Source organism: Micromonospora echinofusca (assembly GCF_900091445.1).
In the GTDB taxonomy this organism is placed as follows: Bacteria; Actinomycetota; Actinomycetes; order Mycobacteriales; family Micromonosporaceae; genus Micromonospora; species Micromonospora echinofusca.
Genome location: NZ_LT607733.1, coordinates 2,244,834 through 2,271,166 on the forward strand (window position 1 = coordinate 2,244,834; position 26,333 = coordinate 2,271,166).

Sequence of the window (26,333 nt, forward strand, 5' to 3'; positions counted from 1 at the left end):
ACCGTGGCACCGTCTTCCGGTCGAAGAACGTTCCCCTCCCGCTGGCGCACGCCGGTCCGGCTGGTCGCGGCGGTGGCGGCGGGCACCATGCTGCTCGCCGTGGCCCCCGCGCCGGTCGTGGCGGCACCGCTGCCAGCGGGCGACACGACCGGCGCGGGGTCAGCCCGCCCGGCGTCGAGCAAGGCGCAGCCCAAGAGCGGGCTCTGGCTGGTGAAGATGGACGAGCCGTCGGTGGTGGCCGCCTCGCGGGCGAGGCCGGCACGCACCGGCAGGATCGACACCCGGTCCGCGGCGAGCACCTCCTACGCGCAGGAGTTGGCGCGGCAGCAGGACACGCTGGTGGACGAGATGGAGGCGATCCTGGGCCGCTCCGTGCGGGTCGCCCACACCTACCGCAACGTGGTCAACGGCCTGGCGGTCGAGGTCAGCGCGGACGAGGCGGCGCACCTGTCCGCCCTGCCGGGGGTCAGCGCCGTCGTACCTGACGAGGTCCTGGAGTTGACGACCGACACCAGCAACGCGCTGATCCAGTCGCCCGCGGTGTGGGAGGGCCGGACGGCGGAGAACGTCGGCACCCGTGGCGAGGGCGCCATCGTCGGGATCCTGGACTCCGGCATCAACCCCGACCACCCGTCGTTCGCGGCCGTGGACGGCGACGGCTACCGGCACACCAACCCGTACGGTGCGGGCAAGTATGTCGGCGTCTGTGCCCCGACCCACGCCCAGCACAAGGCGATCTGCAACGACAAGCTGATCGGCGCCTGGTCGATGGTCGGCGCCGACGCCCGGGACGACAACGGTCACGGCAGCCACACCGCGTCGACCGCCGCCGGCAACCGGCACGAGGCGACCATGACCGTCGGCACGAGCACGCACAAGGTCACGGTCTCCGGGGTCGCGCCGCGGGCCAACGTCATCTCGTACAAGGTCTGCATGGCCATCGGCTGCCTCTCCTCGGCGACGATCGCCGCCGTGGACCAGGCGATCGCCGACGGCGTGGACGTCCTCAACTACTCGATCTCCGGTCGCGACGATCCCTGGAAGGACCTCGTCGACCAGGCGTTCCTGGAGGCGTACTCGGCCGGCATCTTCGTCGCCGCCTCCGCCGGCAACAGCGGCCCGGGCGCCAGCACCGTCGCGAAGACCGCGCCGTGGAACATGTCCGTCGCCGCGGTCAGCCACGAGCGGGTCATCGCCCACCGGCTCGACGTGACGGGCCCGACCCCCGTCCCGGCGGCGCTCACCGGCATCGCCGCCGTGATCGGGGAGAACTCGCCGAACCCGCCCATCGAGGGTCAGATCCGGTACTCCGGCGCCGTCGACGCGGACAACGTGCAGGCCTGCGTTCCGTTCCCGGCAGCGGCGTTCAGCGGCAAGGTCGCCCTGCTGCCCCGGGGCGGCTGCGACTTCTCCGTGAAGGTCAGGAACGCCACCGCCGCCGGTGCGACCGGCGTGGTCGTGCACAACCAGTACAGCGGCCCGCCGATCACGATGGGCGCGCTCGCCGGGACCAGCATCCCCGCCGTGATGGTCTCCCTCGCCGACGGGCAGCGGTTGCGCGACCACGCGGCCGCCACCGACGGCCCCGTCACCGTGCGCGTCGATCCCGGCAGCGAGGTGCTGCGCAACGGTGACTGGACCGACGTCGTGGCCGACTTCAGCTCGCGCGGACCCAGCAAGTTCGACATGCTCGCGCCCACCGTGGCCGCCCCGGGCCGCAACATCCTCGCCGCCACCATGGCGACGAAGGACAACTCGGCCACGTACGCCTTCATGCAGGGCACGTCCATGTCGTCGCCGCACGTCGCCGGCGCCGGCGCGCTGCTGTCGGCACTGCACCCCGACTGGTCGCCGACGCGGATCCGGTCCGCGCTGGCGGTCACCGCGGACCGCGACGGGGTGGTCAAGGAGGACGGCCGCACGCCGGCCGACGCGTTCGACATCGGCTCCGGCCGGATCAACCTGGCCCAGGCCGCCCGGACCGGCATCGTGCTCGACGAGACCGCCGCGAACTTCGTCGCGGCCAACCCCGACGCCGGTGGCGACCCGCAGACGCTGAACCTGCCGGCCGTCGTCGAGCACCACTGCCTCAAGGTCTGCACCGTCACCCGGACGGTGTCCAGCGTGGCCAAGGTGGCCGCGACCTACCAGGTGGCGCCGCAGGCCCCGACCGGGGCGCGGATCACGGTCGCGCCGACGCAGTTCACCCTGGCGCCCGGCGCCAGCCAGGAACTGACCATCACCCTGGACGTCACCGGGACCGCCCGCAAGAACTGGCTCTTCGGTGCGATCGACCTGACCACCGACGCCCGGCACGCGCCGGACGGGCAGCCGATCGCCCAGGCGCACTTCCCGGTCGCCGTCCTTCCCGCGGCCCCGGACCTGACGGTCGACAGGACCGAGCTCAGCTCCAGCATGGACGTCGCGCAGAACGAGAGCCACACCGTCAGGGTGGGCAACGCCGGCGGCGCCGAACTCACCTGGCGGGCGACCGGCGACGGCGACGAATGCGCCTGGCCGAGCTGGGTCAAGGTGACCCCGGCGCAGGGCGTCCTTGGCGCGTTCAAGAGTCAGGACATCCAGATCACGCTCGACTCGACCGGTCTGGACGACGGTGGCGTGTTCCGGGCCAACCTGTGCCTGGCCAGCAACGACCAGGACCAGCCGACGACGACGATCGCGCTGGAACTGACGGTGGTGCCGGTGCCGAAGATCGAGGTGGCACCCAGGTCGCTCTCCGCGCGGCAGCCGGCCGGGCTGGTCACCAGCCAGAGGTTCGCGGTACGCAACGCCGGGCACGGCGTGCTGGACTGGCGGCTGGACGACCCGGACGCCGGCCCCGACGACGAGCGGATCCGGCTCCTGCGTGACGGCGTCCTGCTGATCCCCAACTCGGGCAGCGCCACCCGTGGGGTGATGGCGTTCGATCCGCAGACCGGCAAGCTGATCGACCCCCAGTTCATCCCGCACTTCAAGTTCGACCCGACCAGCAACCTCTACACGCCGTTCCAGGTCGTCGCGAAGCCGGACGGCAGCGGCTTCCTCATGTCCGACCAGGTCAACTCGGTGGTCACCGAGCACGGCCTGGACGGCAGCTTCCGGCGCGTCTTCGCCCCCGCCGGCGGTGCGGAGGACCCGACGGTCATGGGCAACACCCGGGGCATCGCGCTCTCGCCGCGCGGCACCGTGCTGGTGACGGTCGCCTCCCAGGCGAACGCCCACTCCGTGGTCGAGTTCGACGCCGAGGGCAGGTATCTGGGCACGTTCGTCGCCCCGGGCGCCGACGGGCTCAAGGGGCCGTGGGGGATCCTGTTCCGCGGCGACGACATGCTCGTCTCCGCCAGCGACAGCGACGCCATCCACAGCTTCACGAAGGACGGCTCCCGCGCCAACGCCCGCTTCTTCGAAGGGCTGAGCTGGCCCGGCCAGCTCGCGGAGCTGCCGAACGGCAACGTGCTCGCGGCGAGCTGGGGCAGCGGCTCCACCCCGGGAGTCTGGGAGATGGACCGCGACGGCAAGCTGATCGGCGTCTACACGCCCCCCGGCGGAAGCGGATACCAGGGCGTCCACCCGCTCGGCAACGGCAACATCCTGACCACCAGCTCCAAGGGGGTCCACGAGATCGACCGCTCCGGCCGCCTGGTCGAGGTCGAGAACGACAAGGGGGCGGCCCGCTTCATCACCCACGTACGGCTGCCGGACCTCCAGCCGTGCGTCACGCCCGACGAGGTGCCGTGGCTGACGGCGTCGCGTACGGCGGCCGGCACCGGCGCCGGCAGATCCAGCGAGGTGACCATCTCGATGGACAGCACCGGGCTGGCCGCCGGCACGTACCGGGCCCAGCTCTGCGTGACCAGCGACGACCCCACCACCCCCCTGGTGACGCTGCCGGTGACGCTCGAGGTCACCGACCAGACCTGCACCCAGGTGGTCAGTGGCGAGCGCCGTGGGCCGCTGCTGGTCGGCGCCGGGGTGGCCTGCCTCGCGCCCGGCGCCGCGGTCTCCGGACCGGTGAGCGTCGGCAGGGGCGCGGGGCTGTTCGCGCTCGACGCCAGCGTCGTCGGGCCGGTGACCGCCACCGGGGCCTCGGTGGTGGAGCTGACGCGCAGCCGGATCGAGGGCCCGCTCTCGGTCACCGGCGTCACCGGCCGGGTCCTGATCGCCGGGACGCGGGTGACCGGCCCGGTCGGCGTGGTCGACAGCCGCACCGGCGACACACCGGTCGTGCTCTCCGGCAACCGGATCGACGGGCCGCTGCGGTGCGTGGGCAACCAGCCGCCGCCGGTGGACGGCGGGGTGCCCAACACGGTCGGCGGCCCCGCCGCCGGCCAGTGCCGAGGGTGGTGAGCCGGCCGCCCCGCCCGGCTCGTCGCTGACGTGGCCACCCCCGCCGGTGCGCTCGCCCCCCGCGACCGCACCGGCGGGCCGCCGCTCCTCGGGCGGCCGGGATGGGTGCGTGCGGTGAGTACGCGGGCTCACGTCCCGGAGCCCCGACTCCGCCAGGCTGTACGCCATGACCCCGTCGACATCCGCCGCCCGCCCCCGGTACGCCCTGGTGCTCCTGACGGCGCTCTGGGTGGTGGCCTGCCTGGCGTTGCTGTGGTGGTTGTTCACCATCGGCATGGAGGGATGGGCCGACCACCACTCGAACGGTGACGCGCGGGCGGCGGAGATCGGGCGTCGCTCCGCCCGGGCACTGCTGCTCCTGACGGTGGTGGCGGCGGGCGGAGCGGCCGTCATCGCGCTGGTGGCGTTCGGCTGCCGGTACCGCCGCACCGCACTGGTCTACGCGTTCCTGGCCGTCGTGATCACGGCGGCGCTGACGCCGGCGGTGGCGGACGCGGCGCGCTCGCTGAGGCCGCCGGCCGCGCCCGTCCCGGCGCCGACGACCTGCCAGGAGCACAGCGGCGGCGACAGCCGCTGCCCGGGCGGCTGAGCGCTCCGGGTGGGCGGGCCCGCCGCGCGCCCGATCGGGGCCGGGCAGTCGACAGATCGGCATGTGGCTATGTATCGTCACTGCCTCGACCGGCGCACCCCGACCAGCAGGGAGCACGTGATGGACCAGCTCGACCCGCCCGCCTGCTGTGGCGACGGCCCGCCGGTCACCGGCATCGACCGCCGGGCGGTGCTGCTCGGCGCCGCCCTCGGCGCGGGCGCCCTGGCCGGGCTGGCCGTCCCCGGCCGCGCGTACGCCGCGCCCGCCATCTACAACCCCTTCTCCGGCTACCCCGTCACCGGCACCTGGCAGGACCACCTGAACCGGGGCTCGCTCGGCGGCGTCGACTTCGGCATGCCGGTCGGCACCCGCCTGCCCGCCTGCGGCGCGGGCACCGTGCAGAACATCCCGTACAACGGCACGGGTGGGCACACCGTCACCATCCAGCACGCGGACGGGTACCGCAGCCAGTACATGCACCTGTCGCAGTTCCTGCTCGGCAACGGCGCGGCCGTGTCCAGCGGCACCGTCGTCGGTCTCTCCGGCGGCGCGGCCGGCGCGCCCGGCTCGGGATCCTCCACCGGGCCGCACGTCCACTGGCACATGATCAATCCGGCCGGCGTACGCATCAACCCGCTGGCCTACATCGGGCAGAACCCCGTGCCCGGGCGGCTGCCCAAGACCTCCACCGAGTACGACGGCATTCCCGGCACCATCTGCTACCAGCGCATGCAGAACTGGCTGCGGCTCACCGCCGGATACGTCGGCCCGATCGACGGCGTGCCGGGGCCGAACACGTACGCCGCCCTCCAGCGGGCCATGCGGGCCTACGGCTACACCGGACCGATCGACGGCCAGCCCGGCCCGAACACCTGGCGCGCCGTGCAGCGCCTGGCCTCCGGCCACGGCTACACCGGCCCGATCGACGGGGTGATGGGCCCCAACTCGTGGCGCGGCTTCGCCCGCTTCCTCAACCAGGACAGGTGGGACTGAGCGCCCGTCGGGCGCACAGGACCGCCGACGAGGGCCGCCCCCCGATGCTGCGGAGGACGGCCCTCGTCGACGTACGAACGCGTCAGGCGACCGAGGCGGGGAACCTCTCCCACACCCGGTGGGCGGCCAGCAGCCGCTGCACGGCGGCGAAGACCTCGGCCCCCGAGCCACCCGCGACGACGCCCGGCGTGCCGGCGACCCCGGCCTGGCTCAGCACGTCGACGCCGGCGCCCCACGCGCCGATCGCCTTCGCGTGCCGCCAGCACTCGTCGACCAGCAGCAGCACCCGCGGATCCACGGTGGCGGAGTCGGCCGCGCCCGCCTTGGCGTCGCGTGCCGGCGACGCGTCCGGTGCGGGCGCCGGCGCCCCGGCAAGCAGGAGCACGTCGAACTCGACCGAGCGGCCGGTGGCGAAGGTGCGCTGCACGGGCAGGTCGCCCACGCGGCCGCCGTGCGGGGCGATGAGGAGCGGCACCATGTCGGCGGCGAATACCGCCCGGCGTACCTCGTCGACGTCGTCGAGCCCGGCGCGGGGGTCGACGACGATCCCCACCGTGCGACCGTCGGCCGGCCACTGCCTGCCGACCTGCGACAGCGCGGGGCTGGGCGCGGCGTCGGCGAGCGGCACGGTCGGCTCCGGCGCGGGCAGGCCCAGCCCGGTGGCGACCTCCGCGCACAGCACCGGGTCGATGTTGGCGAGGCACTGGAGCTGGCGCTCCCGGATCGCCTGGTGGTAGCACTTGCCCAGCTCGAAGGTGTAGGCGCGGACGATGTGCTCCTTCTCGACCGGCGACATGCTCAGCCAGAACAGGCGGACCTGGCTGTAGTGGTCGTCGAACGAGACCGGGTTGGCGCGCACCTTGGGCGCCTGCGTCACCTGCACCGGCACGTCGACGAACGCGCCGTCGGTGTCCCCGGCGGGGAAGGGGTTGCCGCCGTCGAGCGAGTTCGGCCGGTACGGCGCGACCCCGGCGTGCACGGCCTGCTGGTGGAAGCCGTCGCGCAGCATGTCGTTGACCGGGGCGTGCGGGCGGTTGATCGGGATCTGCGAGAAGTTCGGCCCGCCCAGTCGGGTGAGCTGCGTGTCGACGTAGGAGAACAGCCGGCCCTGCAACAGCGGGTCGTTCGTGACGTCGATGCCCGGCGGCAGGTGGCCGACGTGGAAGGCGACCTGCTCGGTCTCGGCGAAGAAGTTCGTCGGCGTCCGGTTGAGCGTGAGCTTCCCGACCGGCTGCACCGGCGCCAGCTCCTCCGGCACGATCTTCGTCGGGTCGAGCAGGTCGATCCCGGCGAAGGTCTCCTCGGGCGTGTCGGGAAAGACCTGGAGGCCCAGCTCCCACTCGGGGAAGGCGCCGGCCTCGATGGCGTCGTACAGGTCCCGGCGGTGGAAGTCCGGGTCCATGCCGCCGAGCAGCTGCGCCTCCTCCCAGGTCAGGGAGTGCACGCCGAGCTTGGGCTTCCAGTGGAACTTGACCAGCGCCGTCTCGCCGGCGGCGTTGACCAGCCGGAACGTGTGGACGCCGAAGCCCTCCATCATCCGGTAGGAGCGCGGGATGCCGCGGTCGGACATGTTCCACATGGTGTGGTGCTGCGCCTCGGTGTGCAGGGAGACGAAGTCCCAGAAGGTGTCGTGCGCGCTCTGGGCCTGCGGGATCTCCCGGTCGGGGTGCGGCTTGCCGGCGTGGATGATGTCCGGGAACTTGATGGCGTCCTGGATGAAGAAGACCGGCATGTTGTTGGCGACCAGGTCGAAGGTGCCCTCGTCGGTGTAGAACTTCGTCGCGAAGCCACGGGTGTCGCGGACCGTGTCGGCGGAGCCGCGCGAGCCGAGGACGGTCGAGAACCGGACGAAGACGTTGGTCGTCCTGCCCTTGGCCAGGAAGCCGGCCTTCGTCACGCCCTCGGCCGTGCCGTACGCCTCGAAGAGGCCGTGCGCGCCGGCCCCACGCGCGTGCACGGCGCGCTCGGGGATGCGTTCGTGGTCGAAGTGGGTGATCTTCTCGCGCAGGTGGTGGTCCTGGAGCAGGACCGGACCGCGCGGGCCGGCCTTCAGCGAGTGGTCCGTGTCGCGCAGCCGCGCGCCCTGCGCCGTCGTGAGGAAGGCGCCCTGCTGGCCGTTCGCCGTCGTCGGCGCGCCGGTCGTCGCGCCCGTCGGCGTACGGGTCTCGGGCGCGCCCTGTTCCGTCTTGGGCGGCAACGGCTCGCGTGGCGTCGTCGGCTCCTCGACCGTCGGCGGGGCGCTACCCGGCGCGCCCGGCACGTCCGGGCTCAGCGCGTCGGCCACCTTTCCGGCTGCGGTTCCCACGACGTCCCTGACCGCCTTGGCGGGCTTGCTGACATCCATCTGACGAGTTCCTCCGTGAAAGCGGCGTTGAGCAGGCGTCTTGGCCCGTACCCCCAGCCGGGCCGGGGAAACGGGGACGCGTACGGCATCCACGTGCACCGCGAGGGCCACGCGCCCGTGGCGCATCGCTTCCGGCCCCTCCACGAGATCGTCGCCGCGCCGCTCGCGGCCGCGCCCGGGACCCGCTTTCCGCGAGCTGGTCGTCGCGCGGCTGTGACGCGTCGATGCCGTCCGCCGGCGGGGCGGACGGCATCGGCCGTGGCGGTCAGCAGCGCGGCACGCCGGGGATGAAGCCGTCGTGACCGGTCAGGACGAAGGCGTCTGAGACGTACCGGTTGGTGCCGATCCGGTCCCAGACGTTGGTGGTGCCGTAGGGGCCGGTCACCGTGGTGCCGACGGCCTGGCAGTAGATGCTGACGGCCGCGCCGTCGGCGACGGAACCCACGACGCTGTAGCCGGTGCCGGGGCCGGAGCGCACGTTGAGGCTCACCCCCTCGGTGTTCACCGTGCCGGAGCCGACGCCGCTCTGCTGGTTGACCAGCTGCATGTAGTAGGTCCAGTTCCAGTGGGGGCCCGGGTCGGTGTGGGTGGCGCCGGGGACCTCGTGGTGACCGATGATGTGCGCCCGGTCCTTCGGAATGCCGTACTTGTTGGCGAGGCTGCGGGTCAGGGTCGCCGACGCCCGGTACATCGCGTCGGTGAACCAGGCCGCGTTGTCGACGTACCCCTCGTGCTCGATGCCGATGGACTGGGTGTTGTAGGTCCAGTTGCCGGCGTGCCAGGCGATGTCCTTCTCCCGCACCGACTGGGTCACCGCCCCGTCGGAGGAGCGGAACGTGTAGTGTGCGCTGGCCTTGGCGGCCGGGTTCTGGAACCAGCTGATCGAGCCGGCGTAGCTGCCCTGCGTGACGTGGATGACGATGTACCGCACCGGGTGGCTGGTGGGTCGGCTCGCCACCGTGTAGTTGCTGGTGCTGGCCGGTGCCCAGGCGGCCGGCCCGTAGTCGGTGCTGAGGATGCCGACCTCGTCCGAGGCGCCCGGCAGGTCCCGCTCCGGCGCCACCGGGCGGCCCTGGACGCTGCCCACCCCGGCGGGACCGGTGTCGAAGCCGGTGCCGAGCAGGTCGTAGACGGCGTCCGCGTAGAGCCGGGCGAGCGCCGGGCTGGCCGCCCCGCCGTAGCGGGCGACCGGGGCGTACCACTCGTCGACGTCGTCGCGCTCGGCCCCGTCCAGGCCGGCCCGGTCGGCGTAGGAGCGCAGGACGGCAGCCGCCCCGGTGATGTTCGCGGCGGGGTCGGCGCGCAGCGCGCCACGGCTGAGCCCGGTCAGCCGCGCCGCCTCGTCCAGGGTGCGCAGCTTGGGGTTGCTGACCAGGTGCATCATGCCGTAGCCGCCCGCCGCGCTGGGGGCGCCGCCGTGCCCGTCCAAGCGGGTCTCGGCGTATCCGAGGGCGACGAGCAGGTCGCGGGGGACGTCGTAGCGGCCGGCGGCGGTGTCGAAGGCGGCGGCCAGCCGGGCGGCGGCCGGTGGGCCCGCCTCCGGGGCGGCCGACACCGGCGCGGCGGCCATGGCTGATCCGCCGGACAGGACCAGGGTCGCGGCCAACGTGGCGCCGAGCAGCCCACGCCTGCGTCGCGCGACGGGTCGAGCAGTCATCTGCACCCCTCCCGATATTCGTCGACATCGATTGAAGTCGACGGGTGGCGGTACCGTACACCGCGACGCGAGTCGATGTAAATCCCTTCCGCCCTCGATGGCGGCGATGACGGAAACCTTCATCAGTGGGGCGGGCGATCCCGCCCTCGGTCGGCGGCGTGCGGGGTGCTGGGCGCGCGGCGCGACCGGCGTCACGAACCGCCGAGGCGGGGCATGACCGGCCGGACCTCGACCGGGGCGCCCGGCCGCCCGCCCGCCCGCGAGCGGTACTCCGGCACGCCCACGCAGGTGAAGAGCAGGGCCGCGAGGTCGTCCGGCTCGGCCAGCAGACCCGGGACCGCCGCATCGAGGAAGGTCATGCCGGAGGCGCCCGCGCCGAGGGCGTACGCCGCGAGGTGCAGCCGGCCCTCGACGAGCCCGGCGGCGAGCTGGGCGTCGCGGTAGCCGCGGTCGTCGAGCGCCGACAGCGGCGCGGCGGCCACGACGACGTAGGCCGCGTCGCCGGCGAGCGCCTGGTCCAGGCAGACCCGCAGCAGCTCGTCGCGCAGGTCGCCGGCGCGCAGCGGCGCCGACAGGTCGGGCCACCGGTAGAGGCCGGGCGCCACGCCGTCGACCCCGTGCACGGCGACCCAGTGCGGCACCGGCACGCCGCGCAGGGCCGCGGCCAGGGGCCATTCCAGCAGGGCGCGCGGCAGCGTCCGGGACCTGTCCATCCGCCGTTGTGAGCCGCGCCGGCGGACGACCTCGTCGAGCGGGTCGGACGGCGGGAACGTCGACAGTGGCTCCGCCGACGGCCAGGGCGCGCCGAGCACGTCCCGCTCGCCCGCGCGCTGCGCGGCGGTGCACAGCGGCAGCTCGACCGGGGGCAGCTCGCCGGGGAGCGCCGGCCCGGTGGGCCGGATCGCCGGTTCGCCGTCGCCGAACGACAGCAGGGCCAGCGGGTACTCGTGCACCCCGTCCGCGCCGACGAGCGCGCGCACGGTGGCGTCCGGGAAGAGCGACCGCAGCCGGGGCGCCAGGCCGGCGCTCGCGGCCGCCGCCGACAGCTGGGACAGCAGCGTGCCGGCGTCCCAGTAGAGGTGACGCCAGCCGCGCTCGGCGTAGCGCCAACCCGTGCGCCAGGGCACGCCCGTGACCACCAGCGTCGTGACCGCCCCGGCCGCGGCGGGCGCCACCCGGACGAGCGCGTGCCGCCGCGCGTCGTACCAGTGCACGCCGTCGGGCACCCCCGCGACGCCCCGGGTGCTGGCGTAGACCTCCAGCGGGAACCGCGCCCCCGCCGAGCCGGCGGCGCGGTAGAGGACGGGGCGGCCGTTGCGCTCGGCGGTGCGCACGACGCCGGCGCCGAGGAAGAGGACGCGGCCGAGCTGCGCGGCGTCGAGGGGCCGGGCGGGGGACGCGACGCCGGCCAGCACGGCGGTCGCGGGGACACCGGGATCGGGCAGGTCGCGGGGCAGGGCGAGGACGGCGGGGCCGTCCGGGTAGCCCTTCATGGGCGGCGGCAGGGTCGCGGGGTCGTTCGGGACGAGGTCGTGGCGTACGCGGGGATCGTCCACGGGCACGTCCCACTCGCGGCCCGGCTCGTAGGACGTCAGCCGGTGCAGCAGCCCGGCGCCGGTGTCGAGGTCCATCCGGTCATCCTGCCAGCGTGCGACGCCCCACGGGGACCGCGCGGCCGGGGCGCCGCCGCCGGTCAGGCGCTCTCCATCTCGGCGGCGAACTCGCTGAGCGCGATCCGGTTCGGCAGGCCCGTCTTGCCCAACAGGCTGGACACGTGCCGCTCCACCGTGCGCGGGGACAGGTGCAGCCGGGCGGCGATCTCCCGGTTGCTCAGCCGCCCGACCAGCAGCCGCAGCACCTCGTACTCCCGCACCGTCACGCCCACCGACCGCAGCTCGGCGGGGATGTCGCCCGCGCCGGAGCGGCGCTGCGTCAGCCGTACGCCCGCCCGGCGCAGCAGGGCCCGGCAGGCGCTGGCCACGGCCGGCACGTCGCTCGAGTGGAAGTGCTCCTCGGCGGCGCGCAGCCACTGCACGGGCGTTCCCCAGCCGTCGGCGAGGGCGGCCTCGCAGACCAGCCGCAGGGCGAGGTGCCGGCTCATCGCGTACGGCGCCCCGGCCCGCATCGCCTCGGCTGCCGCCTGCGCCGCCGCCTCCGGTCGACCGGAGCGGCCGAGCAGCACCGCCTTCGCGAAGAGCGCGAACTGCAGGTCCCAGCGCAGCCTGCTCGCCGAGTCGCCCTGCACCGCCTCGTAGGCCGGCCAGCCGGCCTCACCCGACATGACCTGGAGCAGCAGGTGCAGGCCGTGCCGGCCGGAGAGGTGGAAGACCGTCGGGCTCTGCGCCTCGGCGTCGAACGCGCGGGCCAGCTCGTCGAGGGCGCGGGGCCGGTCCTCCTCCAGCAGCGCGCAGAAGGCCCGGGCCAGACCGTGTACGCGGGTGGCGTGCAGGGCCTGGTCGCCGCTCCACCGGCGGAACTCGGCCAGCGCGTGCTCCATCTCCCGGCGGCGCCCCCGGTGCGCGGCCAGTACGGCGCTGACCAGCAGCACGTACTGGGTCGTCTCCAGCAGCTTCAGCCGGGTGGTGGCGGCCAGCACCTGCTGGACGAGGGCGGCCGCCGTGTCGAAGTCGCCCCGCAGCACCGCGTGCAGGGCGAGGCTCGCCTCCGCCTGGTGGCGGGCGGTCACCGCGCCGGCCTGGGTGGCCCGCTCCCGGGCCTGTTCGAGGCGGTCCAGGCGCGCGTCGCGCAGCGCGTCGTCGTTGCCGAGGCGGATCAGCGCGTGGATCTCCCAGATCGGCAGCCGGTGCTGCGCGGCGATCGCCAGGGCCCGTTCCAGGCACCGGGTCGCCTCCGCCGGGTCGCGGTGCCGGACCAGCGCGCCGAGCAGCTGCCAGGCCTGGCAGGCCACCACGGGCAGCGGGACGGTCTCGGCGACGGTGGCGGCCCGGCGGGCCAGCGCCTCGGCGGTGGCGAGCTGGTCCTGGCCGGCGGTGTCCAGCACCAGGTGGGCGGCGACCACGTCGACCGGGGCGGTGTCCTCGGCGGCGGCGTCCGGGCCGAGCAGGGCCCGCGCCTGCTCCACCTGGGCCAGCCCCTCGGCCGACCGGCCGGCGACCGTCGCCGCCCAGGCCAGCCGGGTGTGCAGCTGCGCCCGCCGGCGCGGGTCGACGCCACCGATCTGGTCGAGGGTGCTGACCGAGGCGAGCGCCCGCTCGACCAGCCCCGCCTCCGCCAGGGCGTGCAGCAGGGCTTCGAGGGCCGCCGCGCGCGCCATGGGATCGTCGCCGAGCAGGCCGATCGCGCGGTCCAGCAGGGCTACCGCCGTGGTGGCGCCGCCCTGGGCGATCGCCCGCCGGCCCGCCTCGGTGAACAGCCGGCCGGCCGTCTCCGGGTTGTCGGCCTCCAGGTGCAGGGTGGCCGACACCTGGCACCACTCCCCGGGCAGCCCGGGGTAGACCGCCTCCACCGCCTCGGCCATCCGCTGGGCGAGCCAGGCCCGGTCGCCGGGACCGAGGAGGGTGAGCAGCGCCTCCCGGGTGAGCCGGTGCCGGAAGGCGTACCAGTCGGTGAGCTGGTCGTCGACCGTGACCAGCCGCGCCGCGACGTCACCGCACAGGTGCTCCAGCACGCCCCGGTCGCTCAGCCCGGTGGCCGCCTGCACCACGGCCAGCGGGAAACGCTGCCCCAGCAGCGCACCCATCGAGAGCAGCTCCCGGGCCCGGGGGTCGAGCTGCTCGACCCCCTGCGCCATGCCCCTCGCCAGGGTGCTCGGCAGGCCGGCGGGCAGCTCCTCGGACATCCGCCAGCCCTCGGGGCCGCCGATCAGCAGGTCGCCGTCGACCATGCCGGCGACGAGTTCCTCGATCAGGAAGGGGTTGCCGGCACTGCCCGTCGAGACGAGGGCGTGCGCGGCCGCCGGCACCCGCTGCGGGTCGGCGTCGAGGCACGCGCCGACCATCTGCCGCAGCTCGTCGTCGTCGAGCCGGCCCAGCTCGATGAGCTCGCACTGACCGCGTTGGGCGGCCGACCGGGCGATGGTCGACGCCGCGCAGGGCTCCGCCCGGATGGCTCCCAGCAGCAAGGTTGGTTGCAGGGCGAGGTTGTCGATGAGGTACTCCAGCACCGTCAACGTCTCCGTGTCGGCGTCCTGGAGGTCGTCCAGCAGCATCAGGCAACCCCGCCCCGCGCCGGCCACCCCGGTCAGCCGGAGGACGGCCTCGGCGAGGATCACCAGGGACGCGTTCTCCTGATCGGCCGGCGGTCGCCCCCAGTCGGGCACGAGCCGGCCGAGGATCGGGCCGTACGGGCCGAGCGCGCCGGGATCGACCGGCCCGGAGCGCAGCAGCGACAGCAGCGCCTCGGTCAGGGGCCGCAGCGGCACCGCCGTGCCGATCGTGCTGCCCCGGCCGCGCATCACCCGCATGCCCGACGCGGTGGCCAGCTCGGCGACCCTCGACGCGAGGCGGGACTTGCCGACGCCGCTCTCGCCGACCACGAACACCGCGCCGCCGCGGCCCGCCCGCGCCGATTCGAGGCTTTTGCGCACCGCGCTGAGCTCGACGTCCCGACCGATGAACTTCGAGGAGCGGTACACACTGCGCACGCTATCCGAGGCGGCAGGCCACAGCCCAACGCGGTGCCGACGACGCCGGCTCCCGGGCGGCTATCCGATCGTCACAGCAGGCTCTCGGGGCAGCAGGTCGTCAGGGGCGCGGCGTCCGCCGCCGCGGCGCCACCGTCACCGACGAGACCGCCGATCACCATGCCCACGGGTACGACCAGGCTGGCGAGGGCCGCCGCGCGGATGCCGAACGTCACGACGGGCTGCAACCACATCGCTCCTGCCGGGTCGTCGATCGGCGCCGAGGGGTCGATCTCGTCGGCACGGTACGAGGGGAGCTGGTTCTCGGACAACTGTCATTCCTCCTGTGGTGCTTCGTAGGGTGCTTCCGGAAGCTTGCCGCTCCACTCGAAGATCGTCGTCGCTCGTCGGGCGGTCCTCAACCCGAGGAGCACGGTTCAGGGGTCGGTTCCAGCAGCAGCACCGACGGCACCGGCCCGGCCCCGTGGAGCCGCAGCAGCCCGTACCCGATGCCGGCGAGGCCGTCGACCAGACCGGGGGTGGGCACGTTGCCCGGCGTACCGCAGCGAGCCCCGTGGCGGTCGACGGCGGCGAGGACCCGACCGGCGAGTCGGCGCGTCGCGGACCCCTCGCCGTCGAGGACGCGGGTCGCCTCGGCGACGCCCAGCTCGCCGTGGCAGAGGCTGAGGTCGTCGAGCAGCGGCCGGTCGGTGAGCAGGCGCAGCGCGTCGGCGTCGAGCGGACCCGTGTCGGGGGCGAGGGCGTGGTGGGCGAGGGCCAGGCCGGCCGCGCCACGACACCAGCCGTACCCCGCCGGATCGCCTGCACCAGGGGTGCCGGCCCCCCGCAGCGCGCGCCGGCCGGCCCGCGCGTACCGGGCGCCGCCGGTGCGGGCGTAGCGGCCCAGCGCCCAGCCGATGCCGGCCAGCCCGCCGGCGAAGCCGGCCTCCGCCGGCAGCTCGTCGCGCTCGACCGCGTCGACGAGCCGGTCGGCCCAGTCGCGGGCGAGCGACGCCGCCGGCGCGTGGTCCAGCTCGGCGTGCACCGCGTGCATGGCGGCGAGGCAGCCCGCGCCACCGTCGGCCCAGGCGAGGGCCGAGCATCCCGCGCTGGCGGCGGCGGCCAGGTCCACCGCCGCGCGGGCCTGCCCGGCGAGCCCGGGGTCGGCCAGCAGGGTGGACAGCCGGGCGAGCCCGTACGCGATGCCGCCGAGGCCGTACAGCCCGCCGGGGCCGATGGCGGCCACCAGGTCCGGGCGCGCGCCGAGCAGGCGGAACAGCCCCGGCACCCCGGCGACGGCCCGGCGGGCCAGCTCGGCGTAGCGGGCGACGCCGGTCACCTCGGCGAGCTGGCCGAGGAAGAGCGCGACCCCGAGGTGGCCGTTGGCGAGCCCGGCCCCCATCGGCAGGACGAGCCACTGCCGGTCGTCGACCAGCTCCAGGCCGAGCCAGTTGACCCGGCCGGCGCCGGGGACGCCGCGGGCCTGGATCTCGTCGGCCAGCGCGCACGCGGCGGCGAGCAGGCGCTCCGGCGAGGCGGCGGCGTCCGCGACCGGCCGGGACGTCGGCGTGCCGGCGTGCCGGTCCCTGGCGGGATGACGGGTCGCCAGCGTCGCCGCGACGATCCACTCCTGCTGCCGCCGGTCGGCCTCGCCCAGCGCGGCGATCTTGTCCAGCGCGGTGTCGAGCCCGCGGCGGGCCAGCGGTACGGGCAGCGGCTCGCCGCTCCCGGCCACCCGGACGGTCCGGCTGCCCGGCGTGCCCTCGAACAGCGGTACGTCGCCCGCCCACAGCGCGGCGACCTCGTGCCGTGGGAGCTGGGCGAGGAACGGGTGCCCGGCGGCGCTGGACCAGAGGACGCCGAACGCGCGGTCGCGCTCCAGCGCGTCGCCGAGCACGTCCGGGTGCGTGGTCTCGGTGAGCAGACCGTGGTACGCCGAGGTGGGGCGGGCCACCAGCCGCACCGGGACGTCGGCGCAGGAGCTGGCCAGCTCGGTGAACTCGCGACGGTGGGCCCGGATCGTGTCGTACGCCAGCCGGAACCCCGCCCGCAGGGCCGGCTCGTGGGCACCGGGGTCGACCACGGCGTCGCCGACGCGGGGCCGGTTGCGCCCGCCGACGAAGCCGACGGCCCGGCGGGTCAGCCGCATCCGGTCGGTGCCCGGGTCGGCCCAGTCGAGGGCGCTGACGGGGGCGGTCGCGCCGTGGTCGCCGCCGACGCCGGAGAGGTCCATCGCCCCCTGGTCGCCCACGACGATCACCGGTATCAGGCCGGTGCGGTGCACCGAGGCGGCCAGCAGGTCGGCGGCCGGGTCGCCGGTGCCCGCCGCCTCGCCCAGCGCGGGGTGGAAGAGCGTCTCGGTGTCCACCACGACCGGGGTGTCACCGGCGGCGATCAGGTTCTCGTAGTGCATGTCCGTGGCGTGCAGGGCGTGCAGCAGCGCGACCAGGGCGCCCTGCCGGCGGTAGAAGTCGTCCGCCTGCTCGGGGTGGCTCAGTGCCGTCGCGTCGACGTGCGCCGACCAGCCGTAGCCGGGGCGGGTCAGGGCGGCGACCCCGCGCAGCCCGAGCCCCGGCGCCCGCCGCTCCAGCCAGTCGACGAACGCGGTGAAGTGGACCTGGGAGGCCAGCTCGCGCGGCTTGTAGACGACGCTCCGGCCGTCGGCGAAGCACAGCACCGTGGTCGTCCGGCCGCCGGTGTGCGCGTCGCCCAGGTTGCTGCGGAACGCGACCAGCGGGCCGGGGTCGGCGCCGCCGAGCAGGGCCGCCACCAACTCGTCGCGGTCGGCGAGGAAGCGGGTCAGCAGTTCCAGCCCGGCCCGGGCGGCCGTGGTGGCGGCCTGCGCCAGCAGGCGGGCGAGCACCGGACGGCGCTCGACCAGCTCGGCCAGCCCGGCGGGGTCGCGGAGCTGCGCCACGAAGTCGGCGAAGCGGGCCCGGCCGTCGGCGCCGGCGAGCAGGCCGGCCGCGCGGCGCCGGTGCAGCTCCGAGACCAGCGTGCGGGCCGCGACGGCGAGCAGGCGGTCTTCCAGCGCGGTGGCGAACCGGTCGGTGAGGGGGTTCAGGTCGACCGTCTGCCGCGTCGCGATCCGGCCGGCGCCGGCGCGGAACCGGTCGGCGGCGACGTCGACGAACGGCCGCAGGGGCGCGGCGAGGGCGGCCCGCCAGTCCGCCGGGTCGGCCTGCGGCCGGGGCGCCGCCGCGGCGGCCAACGCCGCCTCGACGGCCTGCGCCCACGGCGGGCGGGTCATCCTGGCGGCGAGCGCGGCCGGGTCCTCGGCCAGCAGCCCGCGCAGCCCCGACTCGTCCAGGCCCACCTCGGCCAGCCGCGCCGCCAGGCCCGGCCCGTGCCCGGCCCGCCACCGGGCCAGCCTCCGCTCGACGTCCGGGCCGATGGCATCATCGGCGGCAGCCTGGCCGCCCGCGCCGGTCGTGCCGTGTGCGCCGTCGCTGCCGGGGCCGCCGGTCGTGGCGCGTGCTGCGTCACTGCCGGACCCGCCCGTCGTGGCGTCCGTCGGCGCGTCGGCGGGCGGCCGGCCCGGTGCGCCGACGGCCCGGCCGGGCACGCGTTCGTGCAGCGCGAGCCCCGGCGCCCACCAGTGCGGAGCCAGCCGTACGCCGGAAGAGGCGTGCTCGGTGGCGCCGGCCGGGGGAGTCGAGGTCACCGTTGCAAGGTGCCAGAGCGGGGCGCGGAGTTCATGCGTGGAAACTACCCACATTCATGCTCCGGTGCTGGCCGGGACGGTGGGTGCGAACCCGCCGTGCCCCGGGACGGCCGGACGGGCCGTGCCGGCCGGTGTATCCGCACCCGGCCGCGACAGCCCCATCCTAGTCACGATCGGTGATCAATTGAACGGCCAGCGTGACATCGGCGGGAAATTGGGTGCCGCTCACGCATGTGGACGGGGCCGGTGCCGATGAGTCTTCGGACGACTGTCTACCCGGGGCGGCGCGATGAACGGAGCCAGGGATGGAGTTTCGGGTACTGGGGCCGGTGGGGGCCTGGCGGGGTGACGCCGAAGTGGCACTGGACGGCGCGAAGCAGCGGACCGTGCTCGCGGCGCTGCTGCTCGCCGAGGGGCGTACGGTGCCGGACACCCGGCTGTGCGAGCTGCTCTGGGGGGAGCGCCCGCCGGCCACCTTCGCCGCCCAGCTCTACAACTACGTCTCGCGGCTGCGCAAGTACCTCGGCGCCGAGGTGGACATCGTCCGGCAGTGGTCGGGGTACCAGCTCCGCATCGGCGCCGCCCAGCTCGACCTCGACGAGTTCGAGCGCCTCGCCGAGACCGGGCGTGAGGCCCTGCGCGACGGCCGGTACGCCGAGGCCGCCGAGCGGCTGCACGCCGCCCTGTCGCTGTGGCGCGGCCCCGCTCTGTCCAACGTGACCGAGCACTTCGCGGCGGCCGAGACGCACCGGATGGCGGAGCTGCGGATGGCGGTCCTGGAGAGCCGGATCGAGGCCGACCTGCGGCTGGGCCGGCACGTGCGGCTGGTACCCGAGATCACCCAGCTCGTCGCCGAGCACCCGCTGCACGAGGGGCTGCGGGGCCACCTGATGACCGCCCTGCTGCACTGCGACCGGCAGGCCGACGCGCTGGCCGTCTACCACGAGGGCCGCCGGGTGCTGGCCGACGAACTGGGCGTGGACCCGGGGCCGCTGCTCGCCGAGGCGTACCAGTCGATCCTCGCCGACCCCCCGGCCCCGGCGGTCGTCGCGGAGCCGAGCTGGCACGGCGTACGGCCCGCGATGCTGCCGCCCGGCGTCGGTGACTTCGCCGGCCGGGAGGAGGAGCTGAGCGGGCTGCTGCGGGTGCTGACGGCCGAGCCGACGGACCGCCCGCCGGTCGCCGTGGTCACCGGGATGGCCGGCGTCGGCAAGAGCACGCTGGCCCTGCACGCGGCCCACCTCACCCGCGGCGCCTTCCCCGACGGCCAGCTCTACGCCGACCTCGGCCGCGCGAGCGGCAACGCCGTCGAGCCGTACGACGTGCTCGGCTGGTTCCTGCGCAGCCTCGGCCACGCCGAGGCGGCGATCCCGAAGGGCCTCGACGAGCGGGTCCGGCTCTACCGCAGCCAGCTCGCCGGCCGGCGGCTGCTGGTCATGCTCGACGGCACGGCGGACTACGCGCAGGTCTGCCCGCTGCTGCCCGGCGACCCGGGCTGCCAGGTCATCGTCACCAGCCGGCTGCGGATGCCGGAGCTGGCCGGCGCCACGTCGATCGAGGTCGGCACCCTGGACCGGCGGCAGGCGCTCGCGCTGCTCGGGCGGATCATCGGGGCGCAGCGGATCGCCGAGGAGGCCGACGCGGCCGAGCGGATCGTCGAGCTGTGCGGTCGGCTCTCGCTCGGCGTCCGGGTCGCCGGATCGCGACTGCTGGCGCGCCCGCACTGGTCGCTCGGGTACCTGGCGGACCGGCTCGCCGACGAGCGGTACCGGCTGGACGAGCTCCGGCTGGGCTCGATGGACGTCCGGGAACGGCTGGACAGCAGCTACCACCAACTCGCCGACCTGGGCCAGCTCGCCCTGCGCCGGCTGGCGCTGCTGCGCACGCCGGCCTTCCCGAGCTGGTGCACGGCGGAGGTGCTGGGGGTGTCCCGGCACGCTGGCGAGGAGGTGGGGGAGCACCTGGTCGACGCCCGGCTGCTGGAGATCGTCGAGTCCGACGGCGGCCGACGGCAGCGGTTCCGCTTCCACGACCTCGTGCGCGTCTTCGCCCGGGAGAAGGCCGACCAGGCCGACCGGGTGCTGGTGGCCGGCGCCGGGGCGCTGAGCGCGGTGGGAAGCTGAGCCGGCGGCGGTGTAGAGAGAGGCCCTGCGCCGGGAGCACCCGGAGGCCGCCGGGGTACGTGCCCCTGCTGGTCGCCTGCCAGACGCAGCTCGTAGGGGTCGTGCGGGGTGACCGGCCGGCGAACGAGGTGCTCTTCCCGGGCGGCTCGGCCGAGCTGGTCTCCGCGATCTACCGGGACAACGTCCAGCTCGACTTCCACAACCGGCTCTGCGCCGCGCTCGTGCAGCAGCACGTCCGGCAGTTCCTCCGGCGCTATCCGCGCTCCTTCGCCCAGGCCATGGAGCTGCGCCCGAGGACCAGGGCTTCGAGCCCGGCTCGATGCAGGCGGTCCTGGCCAGCAACGTCCTGCACGCCACGCTGCGGATCTCCGCCGCGCTGCGGCACTGCCACGCGCTGCTCAAGCCGGGCGGCGTCCTGGTGGTCGACGAGATGACCAGCCGCCTCGACCACGACACGCTGACGTTCGGCCTGGCCGAGGGGTGGTGGCGGCACGCGGACGACGAGCCGAGGGTGCCGGCGTCGCCGTTGCTCGACGTGGCGGGGTGGCGGGCCGCGCTGGGCCGGGCGGGCTTCGTCGACGTACGGGCGCACTCCGTGCCCGGCCTCGCCGACGGCGAGCAGGTGCAGACGGTGTTCGTGGCGACCGCCACGGGCGCCTGCGGGACGTCCGGCTGACGCTCCGCCCCGTCCGCGCAGGCCCCCGACCGGGGTCACGTCCGCCGAGCGGCGCGGCCGGGACCCCGGTGGCGCCCCGCGCGACCCCTGCCGGGCGCCGGTGTCGGGACGTAAACCCGGTAGGTCTTTACCGGCACCCCTAAAAGTTCCGGCAGGATCTTTCATTCCTAAATATTCGGTGATATCAATCTCGCACTCGATCCCTCTACCCCCGGAGTGCGACGTGCGGAGAACCCGTCTCGTTTCCCTCGCCCTGAGCCTGGCCACGGCTCTCGGCGTCAGCCTCACCATGGCAGCCCCCGCCCAGGCCGCCGCCACCGACCGCTACGTGGCGCTCGGTGACTCGTACGCCTCGGGCGTGGGCGCCGGCAGCTACACCAGCGAGAGCGGCTCCTGCCAGCGCAGCACCAAGGCCTACCCGGCGCTGTACGCGGCCAACATCAAGCCCGCGTCGTACCGCTCGGTCGCCTGCTCCGGTGCCACCACCACCAGCGTGATCAACACGCAGCTGTCGGCGCTCAGCTCCACCACCACGCTGGTCAGCGTCACGGTCGGCGGCAACGACGTCGGGTTCGCCAGCATCATGTCCACCTGCGTGCTCCAGGGCACCACCCAGTGCGTGGCCGCCGTGCAGGCCGCCGAGGACAAGGCCCGTGCCCAGCTGCCCGGCCTGCTGCGCAACGTCTACAACGGCATCAAGACCCGGGCCCCCAACGCCCGCGTGGTGGTCGTCGGCTACCCGGTCTTCTACCAGCTCGGCACGGTCTGCGTCGGCCTGAGCGCCACCTCGCGGGCGAAGATCAACGAGGGCATCAACCTGGTGGACGACATCACCCGCAGTGCCGCCGTCGCCGCCGGCTTCAAGTTCGCCGACGTGCGTGCGCAGTTCGTCGGGCACCAGCTGTGCAGCTACGGCGACAAGTGGCTGCACGCCCTCAACTTCGCCACCCTGGGCGTCTCGTACCACCCGACCGCGGCCGGCCAGTCCGGCGGCTACTACCCGGTCTTCCGCTCCGTCGCGGGCTGACCGACGCGTTCTCCGTCCGGGCGGAGCCGGTCCCGCCCCCCTCGGGGCCGGGACCGCCCGGGCGGGAGGACGGGGCACGGACGCCCGCGTGGCGACCGTGCCCCGTCCGACCATCCGCACCACGACGCCGGACGGGACCGTACGACCCTGCCGGGCCGCCCCGGTCAGCAGCGGTTGACGGTGGAGTTGCTCAGCCGCACGTTGCTGATGGTCAGGTTGTCCGCGCAGGGGTTCTCCACGATCCGGCTGTTCACCAGGGTGAAGTTGCGCAGCGTGATGTCCCGGTTGCCGGGGAACTCGGTGCGCTCGGCCAGCCGCACCTCGCCGCCGCCGCTGATCGTGCCGCCGCCGGCCGCGATGTCCACCCCCTGGCAGTTCTCGATCAGGATCGCGTTGTTGCCGGTGTCGGCGATGTCCACCCGGTCGATGGCGGCGCCGCCGGACTCGGAGACGCAGAAGATCCCCCGGCCGCCGCCGCGCGCCCGGACGGTGCCCACCCGGACGTTCGTCGGGTAGTCGGAGCCCACCCGCCCGTTGCGGTTGGCCATCCGGAAGGCGGCGTACCCGGTGCCGGCGCCGGCGTTCTCGGCGTCGACGGTGGTGACGGTGGCGTTGATGGTCTGGTTGAGCAGCAGACCCGACTCGCCCACGTTGCGCGCCGTGACGGTGCCGATGGTCAGCCCGTCCACGCCGTACGTCTCGACCGCGTGCGAGCTGGCGCCGGAGACGTACGCGGTGTCGATCCGGACGTTGCGGCTCCACTGGCTGGTGTCCCCGCGGTTGTCGATGCGGATCCCGAGCCCGCCGCCGAGCCGCATGTCGATCCGGCCCAGCACGACGTCCGTGACGTTGCGCAGGAAGATCCCGTAGAGCGGGGTGCCGGTGACGGTGAGGTGCCCGACCTCGACCTGGCGGGTGCCGCGGGAGTAGATCGGCGCCTGGTCGCCGCTGCCCGAGCCGGTGACGTTGATGGTGCCGCACACGTCGATCGCGGTGTAGCTGGGCAGGGAGATCCGCGAGCCGGCGCTCATCGAGCCGGAGCCCCGTACGACCACACGCTGCTTGTTGGTCCGCCCGGCGCCGAGGCTGTTCACGGCTGCCTGGACGGCGGCGCGCATGTCGCTGCCGGTGTACACGGTGGTGCCGCCGTTGCGGGCGGTCCAGGTGCCGCCGCTGAGCACCGCCTCGGCCTGGTACGCGCCGCTGCCGCAGCCGGTGCCGCCGGAGCCGACAGCGATCAACTGCCACTGCTGGTTGGCGCCGTCGAGATCCTGGTACTGCGAGATCATCGCGCCGTCGGCCGTGGACCACTGCCAGACGTCGAGCGCCTTGTTCGAGTGCCGGTTGACCAGGCGGACGTACCCGCCGGCGGAGTCGGCGAGCCGGAAGTGCTGACGGGTGTTGCCGCCGACGGCGGTGTTCTGGACGAGCTGGACCCCGTCCTCGGCGTTGGGCAGTTCCAGCACCTTGCCGCTGTGCGCCGAGCGGATCTGGTGGTAGCCGCCGCCCACGTCGACGAAGCGCCACTGCTGCACGGCCAGGTCGTTGCGGGCGTACTGGTTGACCGGCGCGCCGTCGGCGGTGGACCAGCCCCACAGGTCCATGGCCTTGCCGCTGTGCCGGTTGACGAGCACGTAGCTGGCGGCGGGGTCGACGGTGGCCGCAGCGGCGGGCTGCGGTCCGACCGCCACGGCGGCGCCGACGATCGCCAGTGCGGCCGTGACCCCCAGGGCGAGGCGACGGCGGCCGGGGTGTCGGGGGGAGTCGGGTGGTGTCATGGGGCTCCTTCGGACAGCGCTGTGGGGGGAGGATCGCGGACGCGTCCCCGTGGGGCGGCTAGTGATCCATGGACGTCGATGTCGAGGACATGGTAAGCGCTTTCCCGGTCTGGCGTGAAGGACCGGGAGCCGCCGGTCGCGGGGGCGGGTACGCTCCCGACGGGCGGGTCGACGCCAACGCGGGCGGTCCGAGGGACCGTCGTCGCCGCCCCGGACGACGTGGTGAGGAGACCCTGTGACCGGCACCGGCACGATCGCTGTCCACGGCGACGACGGGTTGAGCCCCGGCGCGGCGGTGTCGCCGCCGATCGTGCAGAGCGCCACCTTCAGCGCCGAGTCGGACGAGCAGTTCGCCGCCCTCGCCACCGAGACGCGGGGCCACGGCTTCTACACCCGCTACGGCAACCCGAACCACGCGCAGGTCGCCGCCGTGGTCGCCGAGCTGGAGGGCGTGCAGGCGGGCATGGTCACCGCCTCCGGCATGGGCGCGATCAGCACGATCGCCCTGGCCCTGCTCTCCGCCGGGGACCACGTCGTCGTGCAGCGCAGCACGTACGGCGGCACGACGTCCCTGGTCACCGGCCTGCTAGCCCGGTTCGGGGTGGCCTTCACCCAGGTGGACCAGACCGACAACGAGGCGTTCGCGCGGGCGCTGCGCCCGCAGACCCGGCTGGTCCTCGTGGAGACCCCGAGCAACCCCCTGCTCGAACTGACCGACCTGGCGGCGGTCATCGAGCTGGCGCACGCCAACGACGCGCTGGTGGCCGTCGACAACACCTTCGCCACCCCGGTCAACCAGCGGCCGGCGGACTTCGGCGCCGACCTGGTGTGGCACAGCGGGACGAAGTACCTCGGCGGGCACTCCGACCTGTCCGCGGGGGTGATCGTCGGCTCCGCCGACCTGGTCGACCGGGTCTGGCAGACCGCCATCGTCACCGGCAGCACGCTCGGCCCGATCGACGCCTGGCTGCTGCTGCGCGGCATCCGCACGCTGTCGCTGCGCGTGGAGCGGCACAACGCCAACGCGCTGGCCCTGGCTCGGGCGGTCGAGGGCCACCCGACCGTGCGGCGGGTGCGCTACCCGGGGCTGCCGACGCATCCCCAGCACGAGCTGGCCGGGCGGCAGATGACGGGCTTCGGCGGCGTGCTCGGCGTGGAGTTGCACGACGGGCGGGCGGCGGCGGCGCTGCTCGACGGGCTCCGCCTGGCCAAGCGGGCGGCCAGCCTGGGCAGCGTCAGCACCCTCGTGGTGCACCCGCGCTCGATGTGGGCCGGGATCGTGGACGCCGAGCAGTTGGCCGCCGCCGGCATCGCCGAGGGCCTCGTGCGGGTCTCCACCGGCATCGAGGACACCGAGGACCTCGTCGCCGACTTCCTGGCGGCCCTCGACGCGGCGGACCGGCCGCGCTAGCCCGCTCTCGGCCGCCGTGGCACGCCGGGCCGGAGTAGCGCCCCGGCCGCGGTGGCGCGCAGGGTGCGGCCCCGGCCGGCCGCGTCGCTCAGCGGTCGGGGCTGCCGGCCGGCGCCATCACGCGCAGCGCGTTGGCGTCCAGGCCGATGCGGATGGGCGTACGGCCGCACAGCTCACCGTCGACCTCGACGCGCGCCGGCCGGTCGGTCTCCAGCCACAGCTCCCCGACGGCGAGGAACGGCTCGTCGCCGACGGAGCGCCGGTGCCCGGTCGCCGCGTTGCGGGCGGTGGCGCGCACCAGGCCACGCCGGTCCGCGCCACCGACCGGGTACGCGACCAGCAGCCGGTCGTCGGCGTCGGCGTCGGCGGCGATCGGGCGTCCGGCGTGGAAGCCGCCGTTGGCCACGTACACCTGGTGGGTGACGAACTCGTGCCGGGCGTCCCCGGCGCGCACGGTGACGCGCAGCGGGCGGTGCCGGGCCAGCAGCGCCAGGGCGGTGAGCGGGTACGCCAGCCGCCCGATGACCCGCTTCAGGCGCGGCGGCGTGCGGAGCATGATGTCGGCGGAGAGGCCGACGCCGACGTGGTTGGTGAACCGCATGTCGCCGGCGAGGCCGAGGTCGACGTCGATCACCGTGCCGTCGGCCAGCACGTCGACGGCCCGGTCGAGTTCCAGCGGCACGCCGACGGTGCGCGCGAAGTTGTTGGTGGTGCCCAGCGGCAGCAGGCCGAGCGCCATGTCGCGGTGGGCGAGCAGCCGCGCGGCGGTGCTGAGGGTGCCGTCCCCGCCGCCGGCCACCAGCAGGTCCGGCCCGAGGTCGACGGCCGCGGCGAGGGCGCGTTCGAGGTGGCCGGGCTGCTCGACGGGATGGTCGCCGAGCAGGTGGAAGCCGGCCGCCGTCAGCCGTGCCCGGGCCTGCTCGTGCAGTTGGCGGCCCCGGCGGGAGTGGGCGTTGACGACGAGGGCGGCCCGCCGGTCCCGCCGGATGGCCGCGCCCAGTTCCTGCTTCGTCCGCATGGGCCCCGACCCTATCGGCATCCCGGGCGCCGACACGACGACAGCAGCTGCCGGCCGACCGTCGACGCGGGGCACCCGGGCGGGCCCGTGGCCGGTGCCCGCCGGTGGGTCCGGTGCCCGGTCG

15 protein-coding genes are annotated in these 26,333 nt (G+C 74.9%); 7 read left to right on the top strand and 8 right to left on the bottom strand.

Annotation, left to right across the window (positions count from 1 at the left end):
- The first annotated feature begins 3 nt into the window (after positions 1-3).
- The 3 genes from GA0070610_RS10005 (at position 4) to GA0070610_RS10015 (ending at position 5,929) form a co-directional block, all read left to right on the top strand.
- Positions 4-4,347, top strand: a complete 4,344-nt coding sequence (locus GA0070610_RS10005; protein ID WP_157747115.1) for a S8 family serine peptidase — start codon at positions 4-6, stop codon at positions 4,345-4,347.
- A 166-nt stretch (positions 4,348-4,513) separates the two neighbouring features.
- Positions 4,514-4,936 carry a DUF6234 family protein gene (locus tag GA0070610_RS10010; protein ID WP_088999771.1) on the top strand — a complete coding sequence of 141 codons (423 nt, stop codon included), beginning with the start codon at positions 4,514-4,516 and terminating at the stop codon, positions 4,934-4,936.
- A 69-nt stretch (positions 4,937-5,005) separates the two neighbouring features.
- Positions 5,006-5,929 (top strand): peptidoglycan DD-metalloendopeptidase family protein, encoded by a 924-nt coding sequence (locus GA0070610_RS10015; RefSeq protein ID WP_197697821.1) that lies wholly within the window; start codon positions 5,006-5,008, stop codon positions 5,927-5,929.
- Between the two features lie 82 nt (positions 5,930-6,011).
- On the opposite strand, the gene GA0070610_RS10020 is transcribed toward GA0070610_RS10015, so the two are convergent.
- The 6 genes from GA0070610_RS10020 to GA0070610_RS10045 form a co-directional block, all read right to left on the bottom strand.
- Positions 6,012-8,273, bottom strand: coding sequence for a catalase (locus GA0070610_RS10020; RefSeq protein WP_088999772.1), 2,262 nt, complete (start codon positions 8,271-8,273; stop codon positions 6,012-6,014).
- A 265-nt stretch (positions 8,274-8,538) separates the two neighbouring features.
- Complete coding sequence (locus GA0070610_RS10025; protein WP_089003393.1) at positions 8,539-9,930, bottom strand: N-acetylmuramoyl-L-alanine amidase; 1,392 nt, start codon at positions 9,928-9,930, stop codon at positions 8,539-8,541.
- A 191-nt stretch (positions 9,931-10,121) separates the two neighbouring features.
- Positions 10,122-11,561, bottom strand: coding sequence for a nitroreductase family protein (locus GA0070610_RS10030; RefSeq protein WP_088999773.1), 1,440 nt, complete (start codon positions 11,559-11,561; stop codon positions 10,122-10,124).
- A 62-nt stretch (positions 11,562-11,623) separates the two neighbouring features.
- Entirely contained in the window at positions 11,624-14,524 is a 2,901-nt protein-coding gene (locus GA0070610_RS10035) for an ATP-binding protein (protein WP_231926029.1), read from the bottom strand.
- Between the two features lie 80 nt (positions 14,525-14,604).
- Complete coding sequence (locus tag GA0070610_RS10040) at positions 14,605-14,844, bottom strand: hypothetical protein (protein WP_088999774.1); 240 nt, start codon at positions 14,842-14,844, stop codon at positions 14,605-14,607.
- Between the two features lie 86 nt (positions 14,845-14,930).
- Positions 14,931-18,176 carry a type 2 lanthipeptide synthetase LanM family protein gene (locus GA0070610_RS10045; protein WP_231926031.1) on the bottom strand — a complete coding sequence of 1,082 codons (3,246 nt, stop codon included), beginning with the start codon at positions 18,174-18,176 and terminating at the stop codon, positions 14,931-14,933.
- A 305-nt stretch (positions 18,177-18,481) separates the two neighbouring features.
- On the opposite strand from GA0070610_RS10045, the gene GA0070610_RS10050 reads away from it, so the two are divergent.
- From GA0070610_RS10050 to GA0070610_RS10060, 3 genes are all read left to right on the top strand, one after another.
- Positions 18,482-20,299: an AfsR/SARP family transcriptional regulator gene (locus GA0070610_RS10050; protein WP_088999776.1), complete on the top strand. Its 1,818-nt coding sequence runs from the start codon at positions 18,482-18,484 to the stop codon at positions 20,297-20,299.
- Positions 20,300-20,507: 208 nt separating this feature from the next.
- Positions 20,508-20,975 carry a class I SAM-dependent methyltransferase gene (locus GA0070610_RS10055; protein ID WP_269458880.1) on the top strand — a complete coding sequence of 156 codons (468 nt, stop codon included), beginning with the start codon at positions 20,508-20,510 and terminating at the stop codon, positions 20,973-20,975.
- A 223-nt stretch (positions 20,976-21,198) separates the two neighbouring features.
- Entirely contained in the window at positions 21,199-22,002 is an 804-nt protein-coding gene (locus GA0070610_RS10060; RefSeq protein ID WP_088999778.1) for an SGNH/GDSL hydrolase family protein, read from the top strand.
- Positions 22,003-22,166: 164 nt separating this feature from the next.
- Here the strand turns inward: GA0070610_RS10060 and GA0070610_RS10065 are convergent, their stop codons facing one another.
- Positions 22,167-23,780, bottom strand: a complete 1,614-nt coding sequence (locus tag GA0070610_RS10065; protein WP_088999779.1) for an RICIN domain-containing protein — start codon at positions 23,778-23,780, stop codon at positions 22,167-22,169.
- A 235-nt stretch (positions 23,781-24,015) separates the two neighbouring features.
- On the opposite strand from GA0070610_RS10065, the gene GA0070610_RS10070 reads away from it, so the two are divergent.
- Positions 24,016-25,191, top strand: coding sequence for a trans-sulfuration enzyme family protein (locus tag GA0070610_RS10070; RefSeq protein ID WP_088999780.1), 1,176 nt, complete (start codon positions 24,016-24,018; stop codon positions 25,189-25,191).
- Positions 25,192-25,279: 88 nt separating this feature from the next.
- Here the strand turns inward: GA0070610_RS10070 and GA0070610_RS10075 are convergent, their stop codons facing one another.
- Complete coding sequence (locus tag GA0070610_RS10075; protein WP_088999781.1) at positions 25,280-26,209, bottom strand: diacylglycerol/lipid kinase family protein; 930 nt, start codon at positions 26,207-26,209, stop codon at positions 25,280-25,282.
- Positions 26,210-26,333 lie beyond the last annotated feature (124 nt).

What these genes read in the sequence shown, in the direction of transcription:
- GA0070610_RS10010 (WP_088999771.1), top strand. Translation starts at nt 4,514, where the DNA reads ATGACCCCGTCGACATCCGCCGCCCGCCCCCGGTACGCCCTGGTGCTC.
- GA0070610_RS10015 (WP_197697821.1), top strand. Translation starts at nt 5,006, where the DNA reads ATGTATCGTCACTGCCTCGACCGGCGCACCCCGACCAGCAGGGAGCAC.
- GA0070610_RS10020 (WP_088999772.1), bottom strand. Translation starts at nt 8,273, where the DNA reads ATGGATGTCAGCAAGCCCGCCAAGGCGGTCAGGGACGTCGTGGGAACC.
- GA0070610_RS10025 (WP_089003393.1), bottom strand. Translation starts at nt 9,930, where the DNA reads ATGACTGCTCGACCCGTCGCGCGACGCAGGCGTGGGCTGCTCGGCGCC.
- GA0070610_RS10030 (WP_088999773.1), bottom strand. Translation starts at nt 11,561, where the DNA reads ATGGACCTCGACACCGGCGCCGGGCTGCTGCACCGGCTGACGTCCTAC.
- GA0070610_RS10050 (WP_088999776.1), top strand. Translation starts at nt 18,482, where the DNA reads ATGGAGTTTCGGGTACTGGGGCCGGTGGGGGCCTGGCGGGGTGACGCC.
- GA0070610_RS10065 (WP_088999779.1), bottom strand. Translation starts at nt 23,780, where the DNA reads ATGACACCACCCGACTCCCCCCGACACCCCGGCCGCCGTCGCCTCGCC.
- GA0070610_RS10075 (WP_088999781.1), bottom strand. Translation starts at nt 26,209, where the DNA reads ATGCGGACGAAGCAGGAACTGGGCGCGGCCATCCGGCGGGACCGGCGG.